The 22,572-nt window shown below is 33.8% G+C and carries 21 protein-coding genes; 2 read left to right on the top strand and 19 right to left on the bottom strand.

All coding sequences use genetic code 11. The features are described 5' to 3' along the window. Window positions 1-17: 17 nt before the first annotated feature. The 9 genes from nth to dapB all read right to left on the bottom strand — a co-directional run bounded on the left by nth (window position 18) and on the right by dapB (window position 9,889). Window positions 18-656: an endonuclease III gene (gene nth, locus ACKI3H_RS01485; protein WP_407370535.1), complete on the bottom strand. Its 639-nt coding sequence runs from the start codon at window positions 654-656 to the stop codon at window positions 18-20. Between the two features lie 14 nt (window positions 657-670). After that, on the bottom strand, window positions 671-1,387 hold the full coding sequence (locus tag ACKI3H_RS01480) for a DnaD domain protein (RefSeq protein WP_407370534.1): 717 nt from the start codon (window positions 1,385-1,387) through the stop codon (window positions 671-673). Between the two features lie 102 nt (window positions 1,388-1,489). Further along, a complete protein-coding gene (gene asnS, locus ACKI3H_RS01475) occupies window positions 1,490-2,788 on the bottom strand; it encodes an asparagine--tRNA ligase (RefSeq protein WP_407370533.1) in 1,299 nt (432 codons plus the stop codon). Window positions 2,789-2,889: 101 nt separating this feature from the next. Further along, the gene (locus tag ACKI3H_RS01470; RefSeq protein WP_407370532.1) at window positions 2,890-3,366 is read right to left on the bottom strand and encodes a DUF5590 domain-containing protein; all 477 of its coding nucleotides are present in this window, start codon (window positions 3,364-3,366) and stop codon (window positions 2,890-2,892) included. 127 nt (window positions 3,367-3,493) lie between these two features. Continuing rightward, window positions 3,494-6,310, bottom strand: coding sequence for an ATP-dependent DNA helicase DinG (gene dinG, locus ACKI3H_RS01465; RefSeq protein ID WP_407370531.1), 2,817 nt, complete (start codon window positions 6,308-6,310; stop codon window positions 3,494-3,496). A gap of 129 nt (window positions 6,311-6,439) precedes the next feature. After that, window positions 6,440-6,916: a hypothetical protein gene (locus ACKI3H_RS01460; protein ID WP_407370530.1), complete on the bottom strand. Its 477-nt coding sequence runs from the start codon at window positions 6,914-6,916 to the stop codon at window positions 6,440-6,442. A 206-nt stretch (window positions 6,917-7,122) separates the two neighbouring features. Beyond that, on the bottom strand, window positions 7,123-7,725 hold the full coding sequence (locus ACKI3H_RS01455; RefSeq protein ID WP_407370529.1) for a nitroreductase family protein: 603 nt from the start codon (window positions 7,723-7,725) through the stop codon (window positions 7,123-7,125). Between the two features lie 170 nt (window positions 7,726-7,895). Beyond that, window positions 7,896-9,101, bottom strand: coding sequence for a CCA tRNA nucleotidyltransferase (locus tag ACKI3H_RS01450; protein ID WP_407370528.1), 1,206 nt, complete (start codon window positions 9,099-9,101; stop codon window positions 7,896-7,898). Beyond that, complete coding sequence (gene dapB, locus ACKI3H_RS01445) at window positions 9,098-9,889, bottom strand: 4-hydroxy-tetrahydrodipicolinate reductase (RefSeq protein WP_407370527.1); 792 nt, start codon at window positions 9,887-9,889, stop codon at window positions 9,098-9,100. The genes ACKI3H_RS01450 and dapB overlap by 4 nt, the downstream gene beginning before the upstream one ends. 208 nt (window positions 9,890-10,097) lie before the next feature. Between dapB and ACKI3H_RS01440 the strand changes: the two genes are divergently transcribed. Further along, window positions 10,098-10,988, top strand: coding sequence for a YitT family protein (locus ACKI3H_RS01440; protein ID WP_407370526.1), 891 nt, complete (start codon window positions 10,098-10,100; stop codon window positions 10,986-10,988). On the opposite strand, the gene ACKI3H_RS01435 is transcribed toward ACKI3H_RS01440, so the two are convergent. Beyond that, window positions 10,985-11,560 carry a ReoY family proteolytic degradation factor gene (locus ACKI3H_RS01435; RefSeq protein WP_407370525.1) on the bottom strand — a complete coding sequence of 192 codons (576 nt, stop codon included), beginning with the start codon at window positions 11,558-11,560 and terminating at the stop codon, window positions 10,985-10,987. The two genes, ACKI3H_RS01440 and ACKI3H_RS01435, sit on opposite strands and share 4 nt — an antisense overlap. Before the next feature lie 48 nt (window positions 11,561-11,608). Beyond that, the gene (locus tag ACKI3H_RS01430; RefSeq protein WP_407370524.1) at window positions 11,609-12,874 is read right to left on the bottom strand and encodes a tetratricopeptide repeat protein; all 1,266 of its coding nucleotides are present in this window, start codon (window positions 12,872-12,874) and stop codon (window positions 11,609-11,611) included. Between the two features lie 188 nt (window positions 12,875-13,062). Between ACKI3H_RS01430 and ACKI3H_RS01425 the strand changes: the two genes are divergently transcribed. Further along, window positions 13,063-14,040, top strand: coding sequence for a GGDEF domain-containing protein (locus ACKI3H_RS01425; protein WP_407370523.1), 978 nt, complete (start codon window positions 13,063-13,065; stop codon window positions 14,038-14,040). 303 nt (window positions 14,041-14,343) lie between these two features. Here the strand turns inward: ACKI3H_RS01425 and ACKI3H_RS01420 are convergent, their stop codons facing one another. From ACKI3H_RS01420 to ACKI3H_RS01385, 8 genes are all read right to left on the bottom strand, one after another. Further along, entirely contained in the window at window positions 14,344-14,619 is a 276-nt protein-coding gene (locus ACKI3H_RS01420; protein ID WP_013710665.1) for an HU family DNA-binding protein, read from the bottom strand. Between the two features lie 269 nt (window positions 14,620-14,888). Then, window positions 14,889-16,202 carry a ribosome biogenesis GTPase Der gene (der, locus tag ACKI3H_RS01415; RefSeq protein WP_407370522.1) on the bottom strand — a complete coding sequence of 438 codons (1,314 nt, stop codon included), beginning with the start codon at window positions 16,200-16,202 and terminating at the stop codon, window positions 14,889-14,891. 189 nt (window positions 16,203-16,391) lie between these two features. After that, window positions 16,392-17,612, bottom strand: a complete 1,221-nt coding sequence (gene rpsA, locus ACKI3H_RS01410; protein ID WP_407370521.1) for a 30S ribosomal protein S1 — start codon at window positions 17,610-17,612, stop codon at window positions 16,392-16,394. 103 nt (window positions 17,613-17,715) lie between these two features. After that, window positions 17,716-18,393, bottom strand: coding sequence for a (d)CMP kinase (gene cmk / locus ACKI3H_RS01405; RefSeq protein ID WP_407370520.1), 678 nt, complete (start codon window positions 18,391-18,393; stop codon window positions 17,716-17,718). Between the two features lie 88 nt (window positions 18,394-18,481). Then, window positions 18,482-19,105: a LysM peptidoglycan-binding domain-containing protein gene (locus tag ACKI3H_RS01400; protein ID WP_407370519.1), complete on the bottom strand. Its 624-nt coding sequence runs from the start codon at window positions 19,103-19,105 to the stop codon at window positions 18,482-18,484. 64 nt (window positions 19,106-19,169) lie between these two features. Continuing rightward, window positions 19,170-20,615 carry a RecQ family ATP-dependent DNA helicase gene (locus ACKI3H_RS01395; protein WP_407370518.1) on the bottom strand — a complete coding sequence of 482 codons (1,446 nt, stop codon included), beginning with the start codon at window positions 20,613-20,615 and terminating at the stop codon, window positions 19,170-19,172. Then, window positions 20,608-21,678 carry a helix-turn-helix domain-containing protein gene (locus ACKI3H_RS01390; RefSeq protein WP_407370517.1) on the bottom strand — a complete coding sequence of 357 codons (1,071 nt, stop codon included), beginning with the start codon at window positions 21,676-21,678 and terminating at the stop codon, window positions 20,608-20,610. The genes ACKI3H_RS01395 and ACKI3H_RS01390 overlap by 8 nt, the downstream gene beginning before the upstream one ends. Before the next feature lie 185 nt (window positions 21,679-21,863). Beyond that, the gene (locus ACKI3H_RS01385) at window positions 21,864-22,445 is read right to left on the bottom strand and encodes an ECF transporter S component (RefSeq protein WP_407370516.1); all 582 of its coding nucleotides are present in this window, start codon (window positions 22,443-22,445) and stop codon (window positions 21,864-21,866) included. Between the last annotated feature and the right edge of the window lie 127 nt (window positions 22,446-22,572).

Here is a 22,572-nt window from a genome sequence, read left to right as displayed (position 1 = left end):
ACCTCTTCTTGCTTTTTTTATTGTACTTTTGCAGATTTATTTTCTTTCAATAATTGAATACAGATGTCATGATTGTGGTTTCTAGCCGTACATTGGTACCGTCCAAAAAAAATTAATCGATGATGCGCAATACTCCAAAGTTCTTTTGGCAATTGTTGCATCAATATCTCTTCCACTTCACGTACAGAAGCTTCTGGAGGGCAGATACCTAATCTCTTTGTCACCCGTTCAACGTGTGTATCAACAGCAATCGCTGGAAAATCAAATGCCACACTCAGAACAACATTTGCTGTTTTCCTACCGACACCTGGTAAAGATTCTAGTTCACTTCTTTTATTTGGGACCGTCCCATTAAACTCATCAATTAATTTACGGCAGCAGCCTTTAATAAATTTTGCTTTATTACGGTATAAACCAATCGTCTTTAGTTGTTCCATAATATCTTCTACAGGAGCATTTAAGAAAGCTTCCGGCGTAGGATACCTACGAAACAATTCTGGTGTAATTTTATTTACAGAAACATCTGTGGTCTGTGCACTTAGCATAACAGCAATCAATAATTCAAAAGCATTTTTATGAACAAGTTCGCAAGTTGCATGAGGAAACAAATTTCCCATTGCCTCAATCATTTGAATCGTTTGCTCTTTAGGTAGCATTTCTTCACCTCTTGTTAAGGATTTTCGTTATTATTTAACCAATTGTGCAAAGGTACTTTAGTTGTTGGTTCTTTAGATATTGAATAATTTTGTGTTTTAGTGCCTGCTTTTCTGCGACGACTCGCTTCTTTTTCAACTTGATCTTTCGTTCGGATATTCTTTCTTTCCCAATTTAGTAAAATACGATCTACATACTTCAAACTGTATACTTGATTCAAAACTGCTTCTCTTAATGCTAATTCAATTAATTCAATAGCATAATGATCTTCATCCAGCCACATCCCTATCGTTTGCATTTCTATTGGCGACAAAGGTCTGCCGAATTCGGCTTCAAATAATTGAAATAAGTCTTGTTCAGATAAATGCTGTTTTTCAAAACGCTGTTGGTTTTCTTGCTGGGAAATAACCATTGCCAGTTTATCCCATAATAAATCCAACCGATAACTGTCGCGCGTTTTTCCTTCATTATTTTTTTCTGTTTCAATGATAATCAATTTTTTATTGATTAATTCATGAATCATTTGAAAGACGTCTGAAGAAGAAATTTGCATTCGTTTTGAAATAACTTCTGTGTCTGGAAAATCATTTCCAGCATCAATAAATGATTTTAATTGCAAAACTAAAATTAATTGTTCATTACTTAAACCAAGACTTTTATAGTGGCTTAACAATACATTTGATATCGTTGTATTTCCAGCTTTCAGCCATTTTTGTAATAATTGATTATTCATTGAGTCCTATCCTCCTTATTGTTCTCAATTAAAAAGGGTCTTTTTATCTTATACGATTAAAAAACAGCAACTTAGAAAGACACAAGTTGCTGTACTCATTTTTTATGGGTAAATACGATTTAACAAGCGTGGGAATGGAATAGATTCACGAATGTGTTCTGTTCCACTGATCCATGTTACTGTACGTTCTAGTCCTAATCCAAATCCTGAATGAGGAACGCTGCCGTATTTACGTAAATCCATATACCATGCATAGTCTTCTTCTTTTAGACCAAAATCTTTAATTCGTTGAGATAATGCATCAAAATCAACTTCACGTTCACTTCCACCAACTATTTCTCCATAACCTTCAGGAGCAATTAAATCAGCACACAACACAACATCTTCTCTCTCAGGATGTGGCTTCATATAGAAAGCTTTTATAGCTTTAGGATAATTTAAAATAAAGACAGGTTTGTCGTATTGGGTTGCAATAAAGGTTTCATGAGGGGATCCAAAATCATCTCCCCAGGTAATATCATCAAACCCATTTTCATTCAATAAAGTTACTGCATCATCATATGAAATTCTTGGATAAGGCAATTCTGTATATTTTTTCAATGTTTCTTTATCTCGTTCTAATGTGTTTAACGCATCATCACAATTATCAAGAACACTTTGGATCAGATAAGCAACATATTTTTCTTGTACTTCTAAACTTTGCTCATGATCCATAAAAGCCATCTCAGGTTCAATCATCCAAAATTCAATTAAATGACGACGAGTCTTTGATTTTTCTGCTCTAAAAGTAGGGCCAAAAGAAAAGACTTTCCCAAACGCCATTGCAGCTGCTTCCATATATAATTGACCACTTTGAGAAAGGAAAGCTTCTTGATCAAAATATTCTGTATGGAACAATTCTGTTGAATCTTCCGCAGCATTTGCTGTTAAGATAGGTGGATCAACCTTGATGAATCCTTCTTCATTGAAGAAATTATAAGTAGCACGAATAATTTCATTACGAATACGCATAATGGCATGTTGTTTTGAAGAACGCAGCCATAAATGACGGTGATCCATTAAAAATTCTGTCCCATGTTCTTTTGGAGTAATAGGATAATCATGACTTTCCCCGATTACTTTGATCGATTTCACAGCAATTTCATAACCGAATTTTGAACGTGCATCTTCTTGAATAACACCTGTTAATAGAATAGAAGTTTCTTGATTCAATGATTTCGCTAATTGGAAAACTTCTTCTTCAACTTCACTTTTCACTACGATTCCTTGAAAAAATCCAGAACCGTCACGTAATTGTAAAAATGCAATCTTACCACTTGAGCGTTTATTTGCTACCCACGCTCCGATCTCCACTTCTTCTCCAACATGATTTTTGGATTCTATAATTGTAATATGTTCCACAGTTAAAACTCCTTTAAATAAATTTTGATGGTCACTTATTTTTACTGCCTTGATTATTATACAAGAAAAACAGACTCTATAACGGTCTTTTTTAAGAAACTTTAAATATTTTCAATATCGCTTACCCATTTGCCTGATTTAGCGGTCAAAACATAATATCCTAGTCTTCCGTTCTCTTGTTTGTAAGTAATCTCCCAGATAGGTGTTTCACCATCAAGTCCGATACGAGCTTCAAGAATGTCAACTGCGCCTTTATCTTCGCGTGTTAATGTTTTAGCTTGTTGTTCGGTAATGAATTCATCTTGATTCAAGACCGTTGTGGCTCCACCATCTTTAGCTACTATCACCATAATTTCTTCATCAGCTTCGTTTACTCCCGAAACCGAAAAATAGGTTTTATCACGATTGTACCAATAAAAGTCAGTTACTTTCACTAGACCAGCAGATTCTTTTGCAATGGCAATCGTCTCTTTTTCTGCTTTTTTTATGGGGTCTTGGCTAATCAATAAAAGAGTAATTGAGCAGACAAGTACCACGCTCATGACAATTGCTAAAGTGATCAGTATTCCTTTTTTCATAAGTATCCCTACTTTTAGTTTATTCTTTTCTTCTTTTTTCATCTGTTGCTTTAATAGTTTATTATAACAGAAAATTCTTCTTTTTACTGAACATTCTAGTATATAATTTAGTCGATTCGTTCATTTCCTACTCGTCAATACTTAGAAAATGACGTAATTGTTCACCAATTTTTTTAGTCGGTACTTCTTCTACAGGCAATTCTTTAGGTAATGCAGCTAAAATCTGTTTTCCATAACTTGTTTGAATCAATCGATTATCCAATACAATCATGATACCTTTATCATTCTCAGAACGAATAAGTCTTCCCAAACCTTGCTTTAAACGTAAGGTTGCTTTTGGCAGTGAATCGATGGTAAATGGATTTAAATGCTTTTGTTCCAAATAGCGATGTTTTGCTTTAACAAAGGGTCTATCTGGAGATTCAAAAGGCAACCGAGTGATGACGATCACACTTAACGATTTTCCAGGCAAGTCAACGCCTTCCCAAAAACTGTCAGCTCCCAAGAGGATACCTCCTGTAGATCTAAAGAAACGTTTTAACATACGTTCCCGACTACCTGAAAAACCTTGTGCTAATAACTCTCGTCCAGAAACGGATGCTTTTTGTTGAAGTGAAAAATACACTTCTTGTAACATCTCATAAGAATTAAATAACACCATTGTATTTTCATTTGAATATTCAATAATATTTTCTACTTGTTCTACAATCATTTGGACATAATCTTTCTTTGATAATGCCTTAATGGGTTTAAGCTCTTTAGGAATCCACAGTCTAGCTTGTTTCTTGTAATCATATGACGAATCAATGACTAATTCCTTTAACTGAGACTCTCCTAGCTGTGCTTCAAAATAGCTAAACGAACCACTAATTTCTAATGTAGCCCCTGTGTACAAAATAAAAGGTGTATAATCTAACAATTTTTCTTTTAAAAATTTACTACTGTCTACTTTTGAACGCTTAATAGTGAAGGTGTTTTTAGGACTTTTCTCTTTATATGAAAACCAAGTCACTTCATTATCTTCATTTTTTTGAAAAACAGCATAAAAAATATCTTTTTGAGCTTCAATCTTCGTCAATACATCAAAAAAATCTTCAAGTAAATAGCGTTCTCTTTGGGTTAATTGGTGTTTTTCATTTAATCCATAGTTGACTAACTCAAGCCCTAAATAATTGATTTCATTCATCAATGTTAAAACATTTTTTGACGCTTTTTTTAATGCCAGATTCCAGCCGGTTTCTCTGTTAAATTGAATATCTATTTGTTCTTGTTCGTAAAGCTTATTGGCTTTAGTGTTTTTACAATACATAAGCAATTGGTGAATAAAATCGGATAGTTCATCCTCTAATGAAAGTAGATTTAACTCCATATTTTCTATATGAGAACGGTCTACTTCAGGAAGCTGCTGAGTGAGTTGAATCAGTCTACCTAAAAAGCTTTTCTCATCATTTCTACGGCCTATTAACTTTATTAATTGCTGCATACCGTAATACCCAAAAATTTCGCTAGAAGCTTCTGTTGCTACATCTGGCAAATGTTGGGCTTCATCAATAATCAGTTTGCCAATTTTTGGCAACTCTTTTTCTTTACGGTTTAAATCATGGCATAAAAAAGAATGGTTCGTAATAATCACACTAGCATGCTTGATTTTTTGTTGGGCATGTACATAAAAATCTTCAATGTACCATAAGTCTGCTTCTGGTTTTGTCAGCCAACCACGATGGCGAATTTTACTCCAAAAAACGTGATTGTAATTGGTTAAATTTAACTCATCCAAGTCTCCGGTTTCGGTCTCCGTCAACCAAGTCAATAACTTCATTTTATAAATGGCTTCTACTTTTTGCTCTATCGGTTCCCTTAATACTTCTTGAAATTTCATTAAGTGAATGTAATGATTTTTACTTTTTAATATGGCTGCTTGCACCCTAAAAGGCAAAATCGTATTTAATTGAACAATGTCTTTTTCTAATAGTTGCTTTTGTAATAAAGTAGTATATGTGCTGATGACTACTGGGTCTTCAACCGTTGCAATATAAGCTAACGGCAATAAATAACCCAGAGTCTTACCTACTCCTGTAGCAGCTTCAATTGCAAAATGACCCTTTTTATTAGTCGTAAAATAATCAAATACTGCATCCATCATTTTGATTTGTTGATTTCTGGTTGTCAACTTCGTTTGAAACAACTGTTCCTTCTTCGCTACAGTTTTTGGATACCTTACCTCTTCGCGGTAAAATTTTTGTTCAAAAATAGGTTTCTTGATCTTTATTGCTAAACCATTTTTAATCATAATAGATTCTGAGAGCGGTAATCGCTCCTGTTTCATTTCAGCTAAGAATTTTCCAAAGAAATAAGATGTTTCCATAGTAAGGTGCTCAGAAATTTCAACCATATTTTCTACAGTAACTAAAGGAAGCTCTTTTAATCTATTCTTCAATTCAAGAAAAAGTTCTGCAGTAACTGCTGCATCGCTATCTGCTTGATGCGGATTAGTGTGTTCAATATTAAATTTGCTGACTAAATCATTTAGTCGGTAACTTGATTCGGTAGGTAATAGAATTTGTGCTAGTTCAACGGTATCTATTCCTTTATTCTTCAATGCTGGCATTCCACAACGCTGCAATTCTCCTGAAAGAAAAATATAATCAAATTGGATATTGTGTGCGACGATTATGCAATCCTCCAATAAATTATAAATGGTTGCTGCAACATCTTCAAAATATGGTGCTAAGGCAACTGATTTATTTGAAAGGCCCGTCAAATGCTCTATTTGTTTTGGGATACTGGTTAGAGGGTTGATTGTTGTTGCGAAACGATGAACAATTTTATCGTCTTCTATTAAGACACACCCAAATTGAATCATACGGTCCCCACTGGCTACATTACCGCCTGTTGTTTCAATATCTACTACAGCATATGTATCTTTATGGTTCAATTTATTCACCTAATTCTTTAGACATAGTATTTTCTTTACCATCATACTATGAAGCTAAAAAAAAAACAAAAAAAGCTCAAGAAAAAATGGACATCCAGCCATTTTCTCTTGAGTCATTTAAGTACTAACTATTTATTTTTAGAATTTATCTTTATAGATATCTTTTACTGTCTTTTCTTTATCAATGACAATGTACAACACATTATCTTGAGAAACAAATGAACTTTGATATGCATTATCAATTCGATCAGAATCAATTGCTTCATAAGGGAAATAAACGGTCTCTTGATCCATAATATCTACAGAATCTAAATTTTCACTATCTATATACAGGATATCCATTTTTTCAATATCTGGATATTTCACTGCACGATCAAACATGCCCATTTCTAAACCGCCAAGATTAATGTCGCTTGAATTCACTTCATCAGCCTCTGGGAAAATTTCAATTTTTAAAGATTCACACGGGAAAATTTCTTGAAGTTCGCTATTGCCAATGCGCCCAAAACTTTTTGAAATGTGTTTAATCCATAAATCTCCAATAAATTCTTTATCGATTGTCCAAGTTTCTCCATTTTTAAACGTCATTTTTAATGCCTTAACTTCTTTTTTCATTATTTTCGCTCCCTTTTTTTACTATTTAAAGAGTTTGTGATTCTTTTACTAGTTTCATTCTACCATAAAATTAACATATGTAAATAAAAAAAATCTAAAATTGTGATTTTATTAACAAGATAAACAAAAAAAAGAAATAGGAAGTTCACCAAACTCCTATTCCTTTATTTACTTCTTAATAGACTATTCGTTTAGTTCATTAATGATTAGTTAAATACAAGAACTCTTTCAGAATCATTCATGTATTCTTTTTCACCAGCTGGAGCTTCAATTGAACCAATTGGCATTTGACCAGTTAATTTCCAGTCTGCAGAAAGATTCCATTCATTTTGAACAGCATCATCAATTAACGGGTTGTAATGTTGTAAACTTCCGCCAATATTTTCAACAGCTAATGCTGTCCATACAGAGTGTTGAGCAATCCCAGTAGATTGTTCAGACCAGATAGGGAAGTTATCTGCATATAATGCGAATTGTTCTTGTAAAGCTTTAACGATACTTGTATCTTCAAAGAATAAAATTGTTCCGAATGCTGCACGGAAGCTATTTAATTTTTCTTTAGTTGGAGTAACATCTTGTCCTTCTGGAATAGCTTTAAGTACAGCTTCTTCAGTAATATCCCAAACTTTGTTGTGAGCATTTCCAAATAATACAACTGCACGTGAAGTTTGTGAGTTGAATGAAGATGGACTTTCTTTAACCGCTTTTTGAATTAATCCCACGATTTCTGTTTCAGATAATGAAACATTTTTTCCTAGAGAATAAATTGAACGACGTTCTTCTAATAATTTTGTGAATTGGTTTTCCATAATTTAAAATTCCTCCCTTATTTAACTTACTTTATTAGTATAACAACTTATTTTTAGTGCGTAAACCTTTTTCTTACTATTTGTTAAAATAGTTACAAAAAATAAGTAAAAGGAATTCATCTCTTTTTTAGACGAATTCTTTTTACTTAGATAACGATATAACAGCTTTTTTAAGCGTCTTTAGTATAATGAGTTGAAATCCATTCAACTATGATTGGTTTTTCATTTGGCAATTCGCCAGATAAAATAGTGGTTTCTATTTCTGTCATTAAATCTCCTAACCATTTGCCAGGTTTTCGATTTAACACTACTTGTAAATCATTGCCATCTATTGCCATGTCATTCTTACTATAAATTGGCAACTCTTGGTACAACGTCTGAACAGTCTTAAAATTAGTTGGGTATCCTAAACACTCCATAACTGTTTCAACATCTAAAGCAATTTGAAGTCCGATTTTGTAAAGAATTTGATGATTAAACTCCTCTTTCAAGCGATGCTCTAAAGCAATCAATGCTGATTTCACCTGATTAATTTCCTTTTTTGAACATTTCCAATCTCTTAAAAAATGGTCAACATCATCCCTCGTTTTGTTCAGATGATGAATTAACAACGTCCACGCAACGATCCGGTTCTCAATCACACAATCTAGTTTAGCAAATTCTTCTAATTCTTTTTTAGAGTTTTTCAGTCCTGGACAATAATAAAAGAGATTCGTTCGGATAAATAACTCAAGCCCTTGTTTTCTTCCACTTCCTAAAAGAAGCTTTACAAATTCAACTTGAATGCGTTCAACTGCTATTTTTTCAAGCAACGGATGATTTTTGTTAATCGCTACTTCTGTTTCACTATCCATACTAAAATTTAGTTGGCTAACAAATCTTACTCCACGCATCATGCGTAAAGCATCCTCAAAAAAACGTTCTTCAGGAATACCGACAGCTTTGATTAATTTCTCTTCTAAATCTTTCTGACCATTGAAATAGTCAATGATTTCTCCATCTCGGTTCATTGCTAACGCATTAATTGTGAAATCACGGCGTTTTAAATCTTCTTTTAATGAACGAACAAATTCAACACTGTCGGGACGTCTAAAATCCTGATACGTTGATTCTGTTCTGAATGTAGTGATTTCATAGCTTTCATCTTTCCATAACACCATTACAGTTCCATGTTCGATACCAACGTCAATCGTTTTTGGAAAAATCTCTTTAATCTCATTTGGTTTTGCACTTGTGGCGATATCCACGTCATTGATTGGCTTATTTAAAAGAGTATCTCTGACACTTCCACCCACAAAATAAGCTTCAAAACCAGCTTCTTCTATTTTATCAATAATTGGCAACGCCTGTTTAAACTGATGATCGAACAAAATCATAAAATATTTTCCAATCCATAGGCTAATTCATGTAATGACATTACCTTTTCACAGCCTAAAGCCACGCCTGTCATAAACGAAGAACGATCAAATGAATCGTGGCGGATCACTAACCCTTCACCAACGCTTCCAAATTGCACTTGTTGGTGAGCCACCAGACCGGGTAAACGCACACTGTGAATTTTCATACCTTCATAATCCGCTCCACGCGCTCCTTTGATCAATTCTTTTTCCTCTGGGTTTCCTTGTTCATGATGTCCACGTTCCGCAAAGATCATTTCAGCTGTTTTAATTGCTGTACCACTTGGTGCATCTAATTTATTGTCGTGATGCATCTCGGTTATTTCAACGTCTGGGAAATACTTAGACGCTTTAGCAGCAAACTCCATCATTAAAACTGCTCCAACAGCAAAATTAGGCGCAATTAATCCACCAAGATTTTTATCTTTCGCTAGTTGCTGAACTTCTTTAACTTCACTTTCTGTAAAACCAGTTGTCCCAACTACTGGACGGATTCCTTTTCCTAAAGCAAAACACGTATTTTTGAAAGCAACAGTGGGAATTGTAAAGTCAATCCACACATCTGCTTGGACTTCTTTCACCATTAGTTCTTTATCTTGAAACACAGGTACATCTACAGTTGAAAATTCGCTCAACTCATTTAATCTTTTTTCAGAAGAATGTGGATCAAGTACGCCTACTAAAGAGAACTTTTCATTTTCTAGTACCATTTTCGTGGCTGTTAATCCCATTTTACCTTTAAAACCTGCAACTACAATTTTAATCATTTTTATTCTTCCCTTTCAATCGGCTTTTCTACCGTAACTTCTTTTTTCACGTTATCTATTTTATCTATGCCAAATGACTATAACACTCTTCATTTCATAGCCTATTATTCTTTAAGTCTACCAAAAAGTGAGAAGGTTGCAAGACTTGTTGCTTGTTTTTCAAAAAAATTGTATTCTTTATAAGATAAATCAAGTCAGGAGTGAATGTATGTTAAACGAAAAAATAGCTGTAAAAGATATACTGATTATTACAATTGGCTGTGCACTTTATGCATTTGGACTAGTGTACATCAATATTGCAAACGAATTAGCTGAAGGTGGAATGACTGGTGTTTCTTTATTGTTACGTTACTGGTTTCAAATTGATCCAGCTCTGTCTACATTGCTCCTAAACATTCCAACGATATTAATCGGATGGAAATTGTTAGGCAACCGTTCATTAATTTACACTATATACGGAACAGCTATGTTATCCTTCTTCTTATATATATGGCAACGAACGTCAATTGCTATTGATTTAGAAAACGACCTTTTTATAGCGGGTATCTTAGCTGGCTTATGTGGTGGGGTGGGTAGCGGTATGATCTATCGTTCAGGTGGAACAACTGGCGGAAGCGATATTCTTGCTCGCATTTTAGAAAAGAAAAAAGGCATTTCAATGGGAAAAACATTATTGATTTTTGATGTTTTTATTCTAACGTTATCGTTAACTTACATAGACTTGCCTCATATGATGTATACGTTACTTGCTTCTTATGTATTTTCTAAAATCGTTGACTTTATGCAAGATGGGTCTTATGCAGCAAGAGGACTACTTATTATTTCTGAGAAAAATGATCGTATCGCTGAAACGATTATGTCAGAAATGGAACGAGGCGTAACGTTCTTCAAAGCTGAGGGAGCTTATTCAAAAGAAGAAAAAAAAGTATTGTATTGTGTTTTAGGCAGTCATGAAATCGTCATGGCTAAACGAATCATTCATGAAATTGATTCAAAAGCTTTTTATTCTCTTCTAACGGTGCATGAAGTTCTAGGAGAAGGTTTTTCATTTGACCCTAAACCAAAGCAACCAATGTTCAAAAAAAAAGCCAAACCTTAATGGTTTGGCTTTTTTTGTTCGTTTTTTAGATCCTCTTCAATTTCTTTTAATTGTTTTGACAATTGAATAAATCTTTCTCGATCCTCTTTTTCTAAAGACAAATCAATTTGATGGAGTGTATTTTGTTTTCGTTCCGTTAATGAGAATGTCTCAAGTGCAAGTTCGACTTCTTCAACGAGTTGCATGCTAATGGTTTCATTCCACTTGTGATAAGGGTTGTCTTCTAATACAGTCAGATATTCGGCAGACTTCCATGGATTTAAAAAAACTAACTCAATATACATTTCTTCTTGCCAATTTAATCGAACTTCATGGAAAGCTTGTTCTGGATCACTAAACACTGTCCCATTTTTATAAAATAGAAATGCTTCATTGCTCATTTCTGTTGTAGATATCATCATTCCCCGCGGAGTTTTATCTACAGACTCTACAAAATGGACTTTATTTAATACTATATCATGATTTAGTAAGTAGTTTAGGATCCACATGGATTCTCTTCTCTTCAATTGGTATCGGTCTAAAAACCAGCCAAGAAAAATCTTTTTAGCTTCTAAAGAAATTTGGATGTTCATGTAAAAAACCTCCCTATCTTACCCTTTTTCTCATTATAACTTAATCAATTAATAGTTGCTATTTATTTCTTCTAGCAATTCTAATATTTCTGCATCTGTTGGATCAAGGAGCAAATAATCGTTTATGACGGCCTTAATAACAGTACGTTCTCCTTCTTCACGTAGAAAATAGATATAAGATTTCAAGAAATCTTTATTCTGACGAAGTAACGGATATGCTTTTTGATAGGCAGTACTTGCTGCTGAATATTCTTCCAAACCTTCATTGGCTAATGCTAGATTCCAATAAAACTGAGGATCGACTTCGTTTTGCACGAGCATTTTTTGAATCCAATCAACTGTTTCATCAAAACGTTCTTGTTTCAGCAATAAATTTGTATAGGCTAACTGCACAGTTGAGTTTTCTGGAACAAGTTGAATGGCTTTTAAGTAATAAGTTTCCGCTAAAGGTTCATCTTCTAATTTGATGGCTATATCAGCGCCATAATAGAAAAGTTCATAATTGTATTCATCAACTCTTAATCCCTCTTTGATGATTTCTAGAGCCTTGTCCAGTTCATTTTCTTCTTCAAGTCCTTTAGCTAAATATGGATATAGGGTTGTATAGTTCGGATCTAAGTCTTTTAATTTATTCAAAGTTTCAATTGAACGACGGTATTGTTTGTCTTGTAAATAAGAGAATCCCAGTTGGAATAATGTATCAACGTTCTCTTTTTCTTCCAAACTTTGCTCTAGGTATAGTATAGCTTGCTCCAGATCACCTAAAGCACTATATGAGCTACCACATCTAGCTGCAAGGTTGATGCCTGAAAAATCGGATAGACCTTGGTTCATCAATTCTTCATAACTATGAATCGCTTGAGCGTATTTCCCCATAGAAAAATGTAATTCTGCTAAGGCAAAATCTATAACCGGTTCATCAGATAAGATTTCCTTCGCTTTGAGTAGCTTTTGCTCACTCACTTCATAAAGACCTTGAACTTGGTATAAGTCGGCTAAAACAAGCAACGTTTGAGGATAAACAGCACTATCTTCCGTGACTTCTAGTAGCCAATCCATTGCTGTATCTAATTCATTTGCTTCAATAGCTATTTCCGCTAAACCTATTCTTAATTCATCGTCTTCAGGATAACGTTCCAGCAGGTGCAGATTTATTTTTTTTACCTCATTTAAAAAACCAAGGTGATAAAGAGAATCTGCGAGATTATAAAGTTCTTCATCTGTATCTTGTTTTAAAGCTTGTTCAAAATAATTCATTGCTTCTTCTAATTGATTATTTTGAAGCGTGTCGATCATCATTTGTCCATATGACATGTCAAAAACCTCTTTCATTTTACAATCTTCTATATCTTCCATTTTAACATAAATTAGAACAAGTAGGGTCCTACCCTTTTTCTATTTATTAAAGTGTACAAAACTTATTGAACTCAACTCTAATATAAAGTAAGCTTAAAAGGTTAATATTTTCAGTCAACTACATTTTTAACAAAGGGGATAGTACTTTGCAAGAATATACTAAAGAAGAGCTCATCTTACAAATGACTTCTTTGAAAAGATTGAATAAAGAACTATTGGTAGCTCTCCAAGAAACAGAACGTCTAGAATTTGAATGGACACAAAATTTAGGACAATGGTTTTGGGATTTTACATTGAATGAAGTCACCTTTAATCCACTAAAAGCAGAAGCAATCGGATACTTAAAAGAAGACTTACCGGAAAAAGTTCCCTATCATTTTTTTACAGATAAAATTCACCCTGACGATATTGATGAAGTTATGCAACTAATGACAGACCACCTTAAAGGAGACATACCTGCTTGGAATACAAAATACCGTATTCAAGCCAAAGATGGTTCATGGAAAGTGTACCGCGATTTCGGAAAAGTAACAGAGCGAAACGAACAAGGAGCTCCACTATTTCTTAAAGGAATTGTATTTGACATTACACAGGAAGAACAAGAACGAGATCAACTAATGGTCAGAAATCAAAATTTATCCAATCAAATGAAAAAAGATACACTCACCGCTCTATATAACAGAACTGCTGTTACAGTGGAGCTAGCAAAACATGCAAACCATTCAAAAAAACATGACCGTCCTTTATCCGTTATGTTTTTGAAAATTGATAAGTATTCTGAATATGAAGAATTATTTGGAGTTGTCCTAAGTGAAGAAATACTAAAAGTCACTGGCCAAATCATACAAGTAGCCATTCAAGAAAATAGACACATTGCTGGCAGATACAGAGAATCTGTATTTTTGATCTTGTTAAATGATACTAAAAAAGAAGAAGCTTATACCTTTGCTGACACAATAAGACAAACTGTTTTAGAAACTTTTTTCGATGTTCCTAAACATGTGAGCATAAGCGTTGGTATATCCGAATTCAATAAAGAAGAAACAATCAGCGAGTTAGTTAATACTGTCTCAAAAAAATTAGTAGTCGCCGTTAAAAACGGAGGAAATCAAATTGTTATGTAACTAAAGGGTCATTTCGTAAATTCATTTACGAAATGAGCCTTTAGTTTTTATGGTGGTGTTTAATTTGTCTTTAAAACAATTGGGAGAATGAACTAGTCTAACTAACTTGGTCCCTTTTTCTATGCTATTCTTAAACACACTCATATCTTCTTAGCAGACGCTTTAAAGAAATCTGTAGCTATATATCATTGAGTGTTTGAGAAGAGTAGATTACAAAAAAATGCTTTTTTCTTTTTTCCCTAAGTTACAGCACTCTATAAAACAGCAAAAACCCCTGATTTCTCAGGGGTTTTAAGTACTGTATTATTTAACTGCGTCTTTAAGAGCTTTACCTGGTTTAAATGCAGGTACTTTGCTTGCAGCAATTTGGATTTCTTCCCCTGTTTGAGGGTTACGACCTTTACGTGCAGCACGATCGCGAACTTCAAAGTTACCAAAACCAATAATTTGAACTTTTTCACCTTCACTTAATGAAGTTTGAATTGATTCAAAAACAGCATCTACTGCTGAAGTTGCATCTTTTTTAGTAAGTCCTGTTGAAGTAGCAACGTTTTCGATTAATTCTGCTTTGTTAGCCATGTGTATTTCACCTCCCTCGGAAAGAAGAATTGATGTTTTATTTTTAAGCAAATAAACATCATTTAGACATTTTTGAGTGGCCCAAAAATGAATTATTGCGAAATGTAAAATTAGTATTCTAAATGACATTTCATTTAAAAAGATATCATATAAATACTGATACTGCAATGATTTTTAGCTTTTCAGGAAATTTTCTTATGCATTTTATAAATAATGATTAAATTATTTGAAACCCCTTAAGAGTTATGTTAAAATGCCAATTTAGTTTTTTATTTCCTTCTTCTTGTAATCAAGTGAATCGGCGTTCCTTCAAAAGTAAAGGCATCCCGAATGCGATTTTCTAAGAAACGAGCATAAGAGAAATGCATCATTTCAGGTTCATTCACAAATACTACAAATGTTGGCGGCTTAACGGCTACTTGAGTAGCATAATAAATGCGCAATCGTTTTCCTTTATCTGTTGGAGTAGGATTCATAGCTACTGCGTCTAATATCACTTCATTTAAAACAGCTGATTGAATACGTAAGTTTTGGTTCATACTTACTCGCTCAATAATTTCAGGAAGCTTGTTTAATCGTTGTTTTGTTAAAGCTGAAACAAATATGATTGGTGCATAGCTGAGATACAAAAATTCGGCTCTAATTTGTTCTTCAAATGCTTTCATTGTATGGTTATCTTTTTCAAGAGTATCCCATTTGTTTACAACAATGATGATTCCTTTTCCAGCTTCATGAGCATATCCAGCAACTTTTTTATCTTGCTCTCTAATACCTTCTTCTGCATTCAATACACATAAGACGACATCAGAACGTTCGATTGCTCTTAGGGCTCTTAAAACACTATATCTTTCAGTGTTTTCATAAACTTTCCCTTTTTTACGCATTCCAGCAGTATCGATCATAACAAATTCAGTTCCATCTTCGCCTTCAAATGCTGTGTCGATAGCGTCACGAGTCGTTCCTGCAATGCTCGAAACAATCACTCGATCTTCTCCTAATATAGCATTTACAAGTGATGATTTCCCAACGTTTGGTCTACCAATCAAGCTGAATTTTATAACAGAATCATCATAGTCTTCTTCTTGCTCTTCTGGAAAATGGCTGATTGCTGCATCCAACAAATCACCGATTCCTAAACCATGACTTCCTGATATTGGGAAAGGTTCACCTAACCCTAAAGAATAAAAGTCAAAAATGTCGTTACGCATTTCAGGATTATCTACTTTGTTAACAGCTAACAATACTGGTTTGTTTGTACGGTAAAGAATTTTTGCTACATTCTCGTCTGCATCTGTTATGTGTTCTTTTACACTTGTGATAAAAATAATCACATCTGCTTCATCCATAGCTATTTCAGCTTGGTGTTTAATCTGTTCTAAAAATGGTTCATCACCTAAATCGATCCCGCCTGTATCAATCACATTAAATTCTTTTCCTAGCCATTCTGCTGGTGCATAAATACGATCACGGGTTACTCCTGATACGTCTTCTACAATTGAGATGCGTTCTCCAACAATACGATTAAAAATAGTTGATTTTCCTACGTTAGGGCGACCAACGATGGCTACAACTGGTTTTGCCATTGTTTTTGCCTCCTTTTTTATATTCTCTTGTAAGTTTATAGAAATACCTCAAAACATGCAAGCTTTTGCTTAAGGAATAAGGCAAACTCTCATAAATACTTTAGTTTTTTGTTAAATTTTACTCAATAAATGCAAAAAAAAAAGAACATGAGAACAAAAAATGCTCACATATCCTTTTTAACAATGTACTTAGTTCTCATCATCTGTTGTAATATCAGACAATTGATCGCCTAAAATATCACCTAAAGTAAAACCAGTATCTTCTTCAGGCAAGTCGTAATTGGTTTCTTCATAGCTTGCTTTTGGTTGATTCGGTTTCTCTTCTAATGCTTTGATACTTAAAGAAAGTCTTTGATCTGTTGGATTAACTTCTAACACTTTCACTTTAATTTCGTCACCTTCACTTAAAACTTCATGCGGAGTAGCAATGTGGTTGTGCGAAATTTGTGAAATATGAACAAGTCCTTCAACTCCTGGGAAGACTTCAACAAACGCTCCAAAACTTGTTAAACGTTTAACTAAGCCATTTAGAACAGAACCTACAGCCGCACGCTCTTCAATATTGTCCCATGGTCCAGGTAATGTTTCTTTAATAGAAAGAGAAATACGTCCCTCTTCTTCGTTTACAGAAAGAATCTTCACGTTAACTTCTTCTCCGACTGTTAAGACATCAGCAGGATCTTTTACATGCTCATAAGCAATTTGAGAGATGTGGACAAGACCATCTATACCGCCAAGATCAATAAACGCTCCAAAGTTAGTTAAACGAGCGATTTTTCCTTTTACAACATCGCCTTCAACCAAATGATTAAGCAAGTCTTTTTTCTTTTCTTCATTTTCTGCTTCAACAACAGCTTTATGAGAAAGAATTAAACGGTTTTCACTCGGTTCGATTTCAACGATTTTAAATTTCAACGTCTGTCCTTTATAACTAGAAAAATCTTCTACAAAATGAACATCTACCATAGAAGCAGGTACAAATCCTCTGACGCCAACATCTACAACTAAACCACCTTTTACTACTTCTTTAACAGGTGCTTCAATAATGGTGCCTTCATCAAATTCTTTTTGAACTTTTTCCCAGACTTTTTTAGCATCAATACGACGCTTTGATAGCAAGTAACTACCATTTTCTTTCTCTTTGATCTCTTTGATAACAACTAAATCTACGATATCTCCAACATTTACAATATCTGTAACATTTTCAAATGGAGCAGCAGATAATTCATTGTTCGGAATAACACCTTCAACTCCACCACCAATGATGCCAACTATAGCCTGCTTATTATCTTGAATCGTTAAAATTTCACCTTTAACAATATCTCCAATATTAATTTCTTGAACACTATTCATTGCATCCATCATTGATTCTTGTTCGTTGATCTCTTGGTTTTTTTCATTTTCCGTCATATGTTTGCCCTCCTATAACTAGCCAATAAAGTACTTTCTTTCTATATTTTAACCAATTATTTAAATTATTGCCACCAAAACGACTGAAAAAGTAAAAGATTCCTTAATTAATCAGTTTTATTTGGATTAATTCTCTGATTTTTTCCACAACTTCTTCGATAGATAAGCTAGTTGTATCCACACGAATAGCGTCTTTCGCTTGTGTAAGCGGAGACACTGCACGATGTGAATCTTTATAATCTCGATCCGTAATTTCTTGCTTTAATACTTCTAGTGAAGTAGGTATACCTTTGCTTAAATTTTCTTTATAGCGTCTTTCTGCACGTTCCTCAACACTAGCAATAAGGAATATCTTCACTTCTGCTGTTGGCAAAACGGCTGTGCCAATATCACGACCGTCCATAACTACTCCACCGTGTGCCGCTATTTCTTGTTGTCTTTTTACTAGTTCTTTTCTCACTTCACCATGTGCTGAAACAGCTGAAACGGCATTTGTTACATCTGTTAAACGAATAGCTTCGGTCACTTCTTCACCGTTGATAAATACTTTTTGATTGTCTTTGTTTGGTTCAAAAGAAATAATCATTTCTTTTAATAAATGAACTAATTGTTTTTCATCTGTTACTTCTATTTTATTTTTGATTGCTTGATAGGTTAGAGCACGATACATTGCTCCCGTATCGCAATAAATGTACCCTAATTCTTTCGCTAATATCTTAGCAACTGTGCTTTTTCCAGCTGAAGCCGGACCATCAATGGCAACTTGTATTGTTTTTTTCAATTTTTTTCCTACTTTCTTTTTTCATATTAAAAAGGCTAGGTTAACCCTAGCCTCCTGCCGATTATAAAAATCCAACTCTAAAGAACGTTTATTTAACTTTCAAAACCATTCCAACACTAACTGAATCGCCTGATATACCATTTAATGCTTTCAATTCATCTGTCGACATGCCATGATTTACGGCAATACGATACAGGTTGTCTCCTGCTTGAACAGTATAAGTATTTGTTGCTTCTTCCACCACTTCAGACTCTGGTTCTTCAACACTTTCAGGTTCTTCGATCACAGGTTGTTCTGCCACTTGTGATTCAGGCTCTTCTGGTAGTATAGCTTCATTTTCAGATGATTCTTCTGCTATGCTTTCAGATGATTCTTCTGATTCAGGTTCAGATTCCGACTCAGAAACTGATTCTTCTGAGCTACTTGATTCAATACTGCTATTTTGTGTTATCGTCATTATTTCTTCCGTTTCATTCCGTTTTTCACTACTATTGGAGTCTACATTAGACCACCAAAGATAAGCAATAGTTGGTAAGATAAAAATTAAGAGTAAGAAAATAAGTAAAGATGTTACTACAGGATGTACACTTTTCTTTGCTTTTTTCCGTGCTGTTCTAGAATATTTATCGTCCACTAAACTATCGTCATCATCAAATTTACGATTCCATGCGTTTTCTTTTTTGGGGTTGTTTTTAGAATTTTTTTTACTCATCTTTTAGTACTCCTCCTAGACTAAACTCTGTATTATTGTATCATTTTTACGCAGAATTGTCTTATTAATTTCCTATTAAAAATAAATCCTTTATAGTTTCTTCCCAACTTTTTTCATTTCGAGAACCTATTTTTTGTTTCAAATCAGATTCGCCGTAAAAATCAACGACTTTAAGATTACAATTAATACAGCAACGATTTGGTTTGTCCTCTAATATTTCATCAAAATAATGCAAAAGAAAGCTTCTTTTGCAACTAGCTGTTTCCGCATAATCCATCATATAATACAATTGTTGCTGCTTGTATACAATTCTACTTTTTACTTGCTGCTTAGCTGTTTCAATAGATAGATCGGATTTTACATAATTTTCTATTAGTTGCTTTTGGGAAGGGCTGCAACTCCCTTCTGGAATCACGCCTTTTTTATATCCGTATTCCAACATCTCAACTGTCGGTAATGTATCCTCTTGCAACCGAAATTGAATCATACTATCTCCTTGTTCGTATAGCAATAGAGCCAAGCTTGGTTCTCCATCTCTGCCGCATCTTCCGACTTCTTGCAAATAAGCTTCAGGACTGCCAGGAAGATGATAATGAATAACAAATCGAATATTACTTTTATTGATACCCATTCCAAATGCGCTTGTTGCACAAATAATATCAATTTCATCATGAACAAATTGCTGTTGTATTTTAATTTTATCTTCTGATTCTATATCGGAGTGATAACTTTCTGCACTAATGGTTGTTTTTTCTCGAATCAAACCAGCAATTTCATCAGCTGTTTTCTTACTAGAAAAATAAATAATCCCTGGTTTCTTCAATTTTTCAATTTGATTCATTAAGTGCTGATTCTTGTCTCGGTCGCAAATAATTGTAGAAAAAGCAATATTTGAGCGGTCGACTGAATAAACAATTTCCTTTGTATTTCCATCGTCAATATGCAATGACGTTAAAATTTCTTCTCGTACACGTTTTGTAGCTGTAGCGGTTAACGCCATGGTTAACGGGAAGTTTAGTTGTGTTCGAATCAATCCTAGATCTAAGTAATCAGGTCTGAAATCCAATCCCCACTGAGAGATACAATGGGCTTCATCAATGGCAAAAAGACCAATTGGAATTTTTTTTAAATAAGCCATCACATATTCCTGCTGAAGCATCTCAGGTGAAAGAAAAATAAATTTATACTGAGATAAATGCTTTAAAACCCATTCTTTTTCCTGTGCATCCATCAAACTGTTGATAGCTGCAACTCTTTTCTCACCGTTAAGTTTTAACTGTTCTACTTGATCTTGCATTAATGACAGTAGTGGCGAAACGATCACTACCAGACCATCTAAACAATAACCTGTTAATTGGTAACAAATTGATTTCCCTGTGCCTGTTGGCAGCATAACTAAAGTGTGCCTTCCTTCTAAAGCTGCTAACACGGCTTCTTCTTGCCCATTTCTAAAAGAAGTGTACCCAAAATAGTTCTCTAAATTTTGTTTGATGAGTTCTTTATTATCCATCAGCACGACTCCTTTCAACTTGAATCAATCTATACCATGAAAAAGGGACCTGTGGTATCTCTTTTTCTAATTCTTCATAGGTAATTTTTTCATTAGATTGAAACGCTGTAATTAAACGTTGATACTCACTATCTGGTATTACATTAGAAACATTGAAATCCGGAAAAATAATAGCCAATTCAATCACGTGTTCTGAAATAGTATTTGCTTTTAATTTTCTCTTTAGTGCAATATTTTCAATAGATAGTCCTTTATCTAAATAATAAGCGGTCAATCTTGTGCTTTGACTTAGACTGCTATAAGGATCTCCAATACATTCTTGATAAATTAAATAAAACAAAGAATAATTTTCTTTATTTTGAACAACTTGATCCATTAATTGAATAATAGCATGTTGAAGTAAAAAAGCTATTTCTAAAGCTTCAATTTTATGTATCGCAGCTAATTGAGCGATCGTTTTTCCAAACTTTTCATGGCCTGTCAATTGTGATACTACTATTTCTGCAGAAAATGGATCCAAATTGGTTAACGCCTGAATCCATTCCTTCCCGAAAGATTGAGCAAGATCTTGTTTATCCAATGGAATATTTTTCAACCAATTTTTTACCCAAAGTTGGTTTTTCCATTCTTTTTCAAGAGGCAAATACCGTTTATTTTGGTACCGTAATTCCGAAAGAACTTGAGTCAAAAATACTATTCTCTTCCAAAATTCCTTAGTAGCTTTTCCATTTAGTAATTGGTTTAAATGTGTGGGATAAAAATGTTCAGAAAAATAGAGCTCTACTTCTGCCTTTCCTTGTTCAGAAAGATAAAACTCCCCACTTGTGTCGTTTGCTTTGATCCAACCTCTGGTAATAAAAACTTGAATCATCTGATTATACTGCTCTCGTTTTAAATTAGGAAAAATCGAAAAAAACTTTATCATATTGTACATATGCGCTTTGAATAAAATAGAAGCGGTTCTTTTTCCTGTTAAGATATGGTATAACGTTGAAGGTTTAATTAGATAGTCTTTAGAAAATAATGAAAGACAGAAAAACTGACTGTATAACGATTGATCCAAGACATTCACCCTCATTTCAGATACTTTAACAATCCTAACAGCTATGCTGATACATCGTTAAACCTAATATACCAAAAATAACTAATTTTAGGGTATTCTTTTATAAATTTTAATAAATATTAATCAGGAGCGTTTACATAAGCTTAGAAAAAAAGAAACCGCAAAAATTTGCGATTTCTCTTTTTTTATTTAAAACTAACTTTTGTCATTTGATTACGAAACAACCAATTTTTTAATTTTGCAAAGATTAAGATAAATACTGTGCTTACTATTGCTCCTTTTATTATATTAAATGGTATAACACCCATTAAAAGATACTCTCTAATAGGTCCTACACTAAAGTTTAATACCTTTAAGTATAAAGGAAGTAAGAATAAATAATTTACCAATGATAAAACAACTGTTAAAGATGCTGTTCCAATCACATTTGCAAACACAATATTTTTCATATCATGAACTTTAGTCTTCATGATTAAATAGATTGGCAATGTATACGCGACAGAAGCTATAAAACTTGCAGTATCCCCAATGGGATATCCTGCGTCACCACCCGTTTGAATATAATGAAGTAATGAACGTATAAACGCAACCATTATGCCTCCAACGGGGCCGTATAAAAACATTCCAATCAAAACAGGAATATCACTAAAGTCTACTTTAAGAAAAGTAACTCCTGGAATTATTGGAAAACCAAATGAAATCAATATGGTTGCAAAAGCAGCCAACATGGAGATTCCCACCATTTTTTTCGTATTGCTAGTTTGCATAAAAATCCTCCTAAAAGGATTCATCAGCATAGGCATTTCTGAGTTTATTTAAATAAAAACAACATAAAAATGCTCGTCCTAATTATCTTCAGATAATTAAACAGAGCACTTGAATAATGAAACCTAT

The organism is Carnobacterium sp., assembly GCF_045617425.1.
In the GTDB taxonomy this organism is placed as follows: Bacteria; Bacillota; Bacilli; order Lactobacillales; family Carnobacteriaceae; genus Carnobacterium_B.
This window is presented reverse-complemented; position numbering and strand designations above follow the sequence as displayed.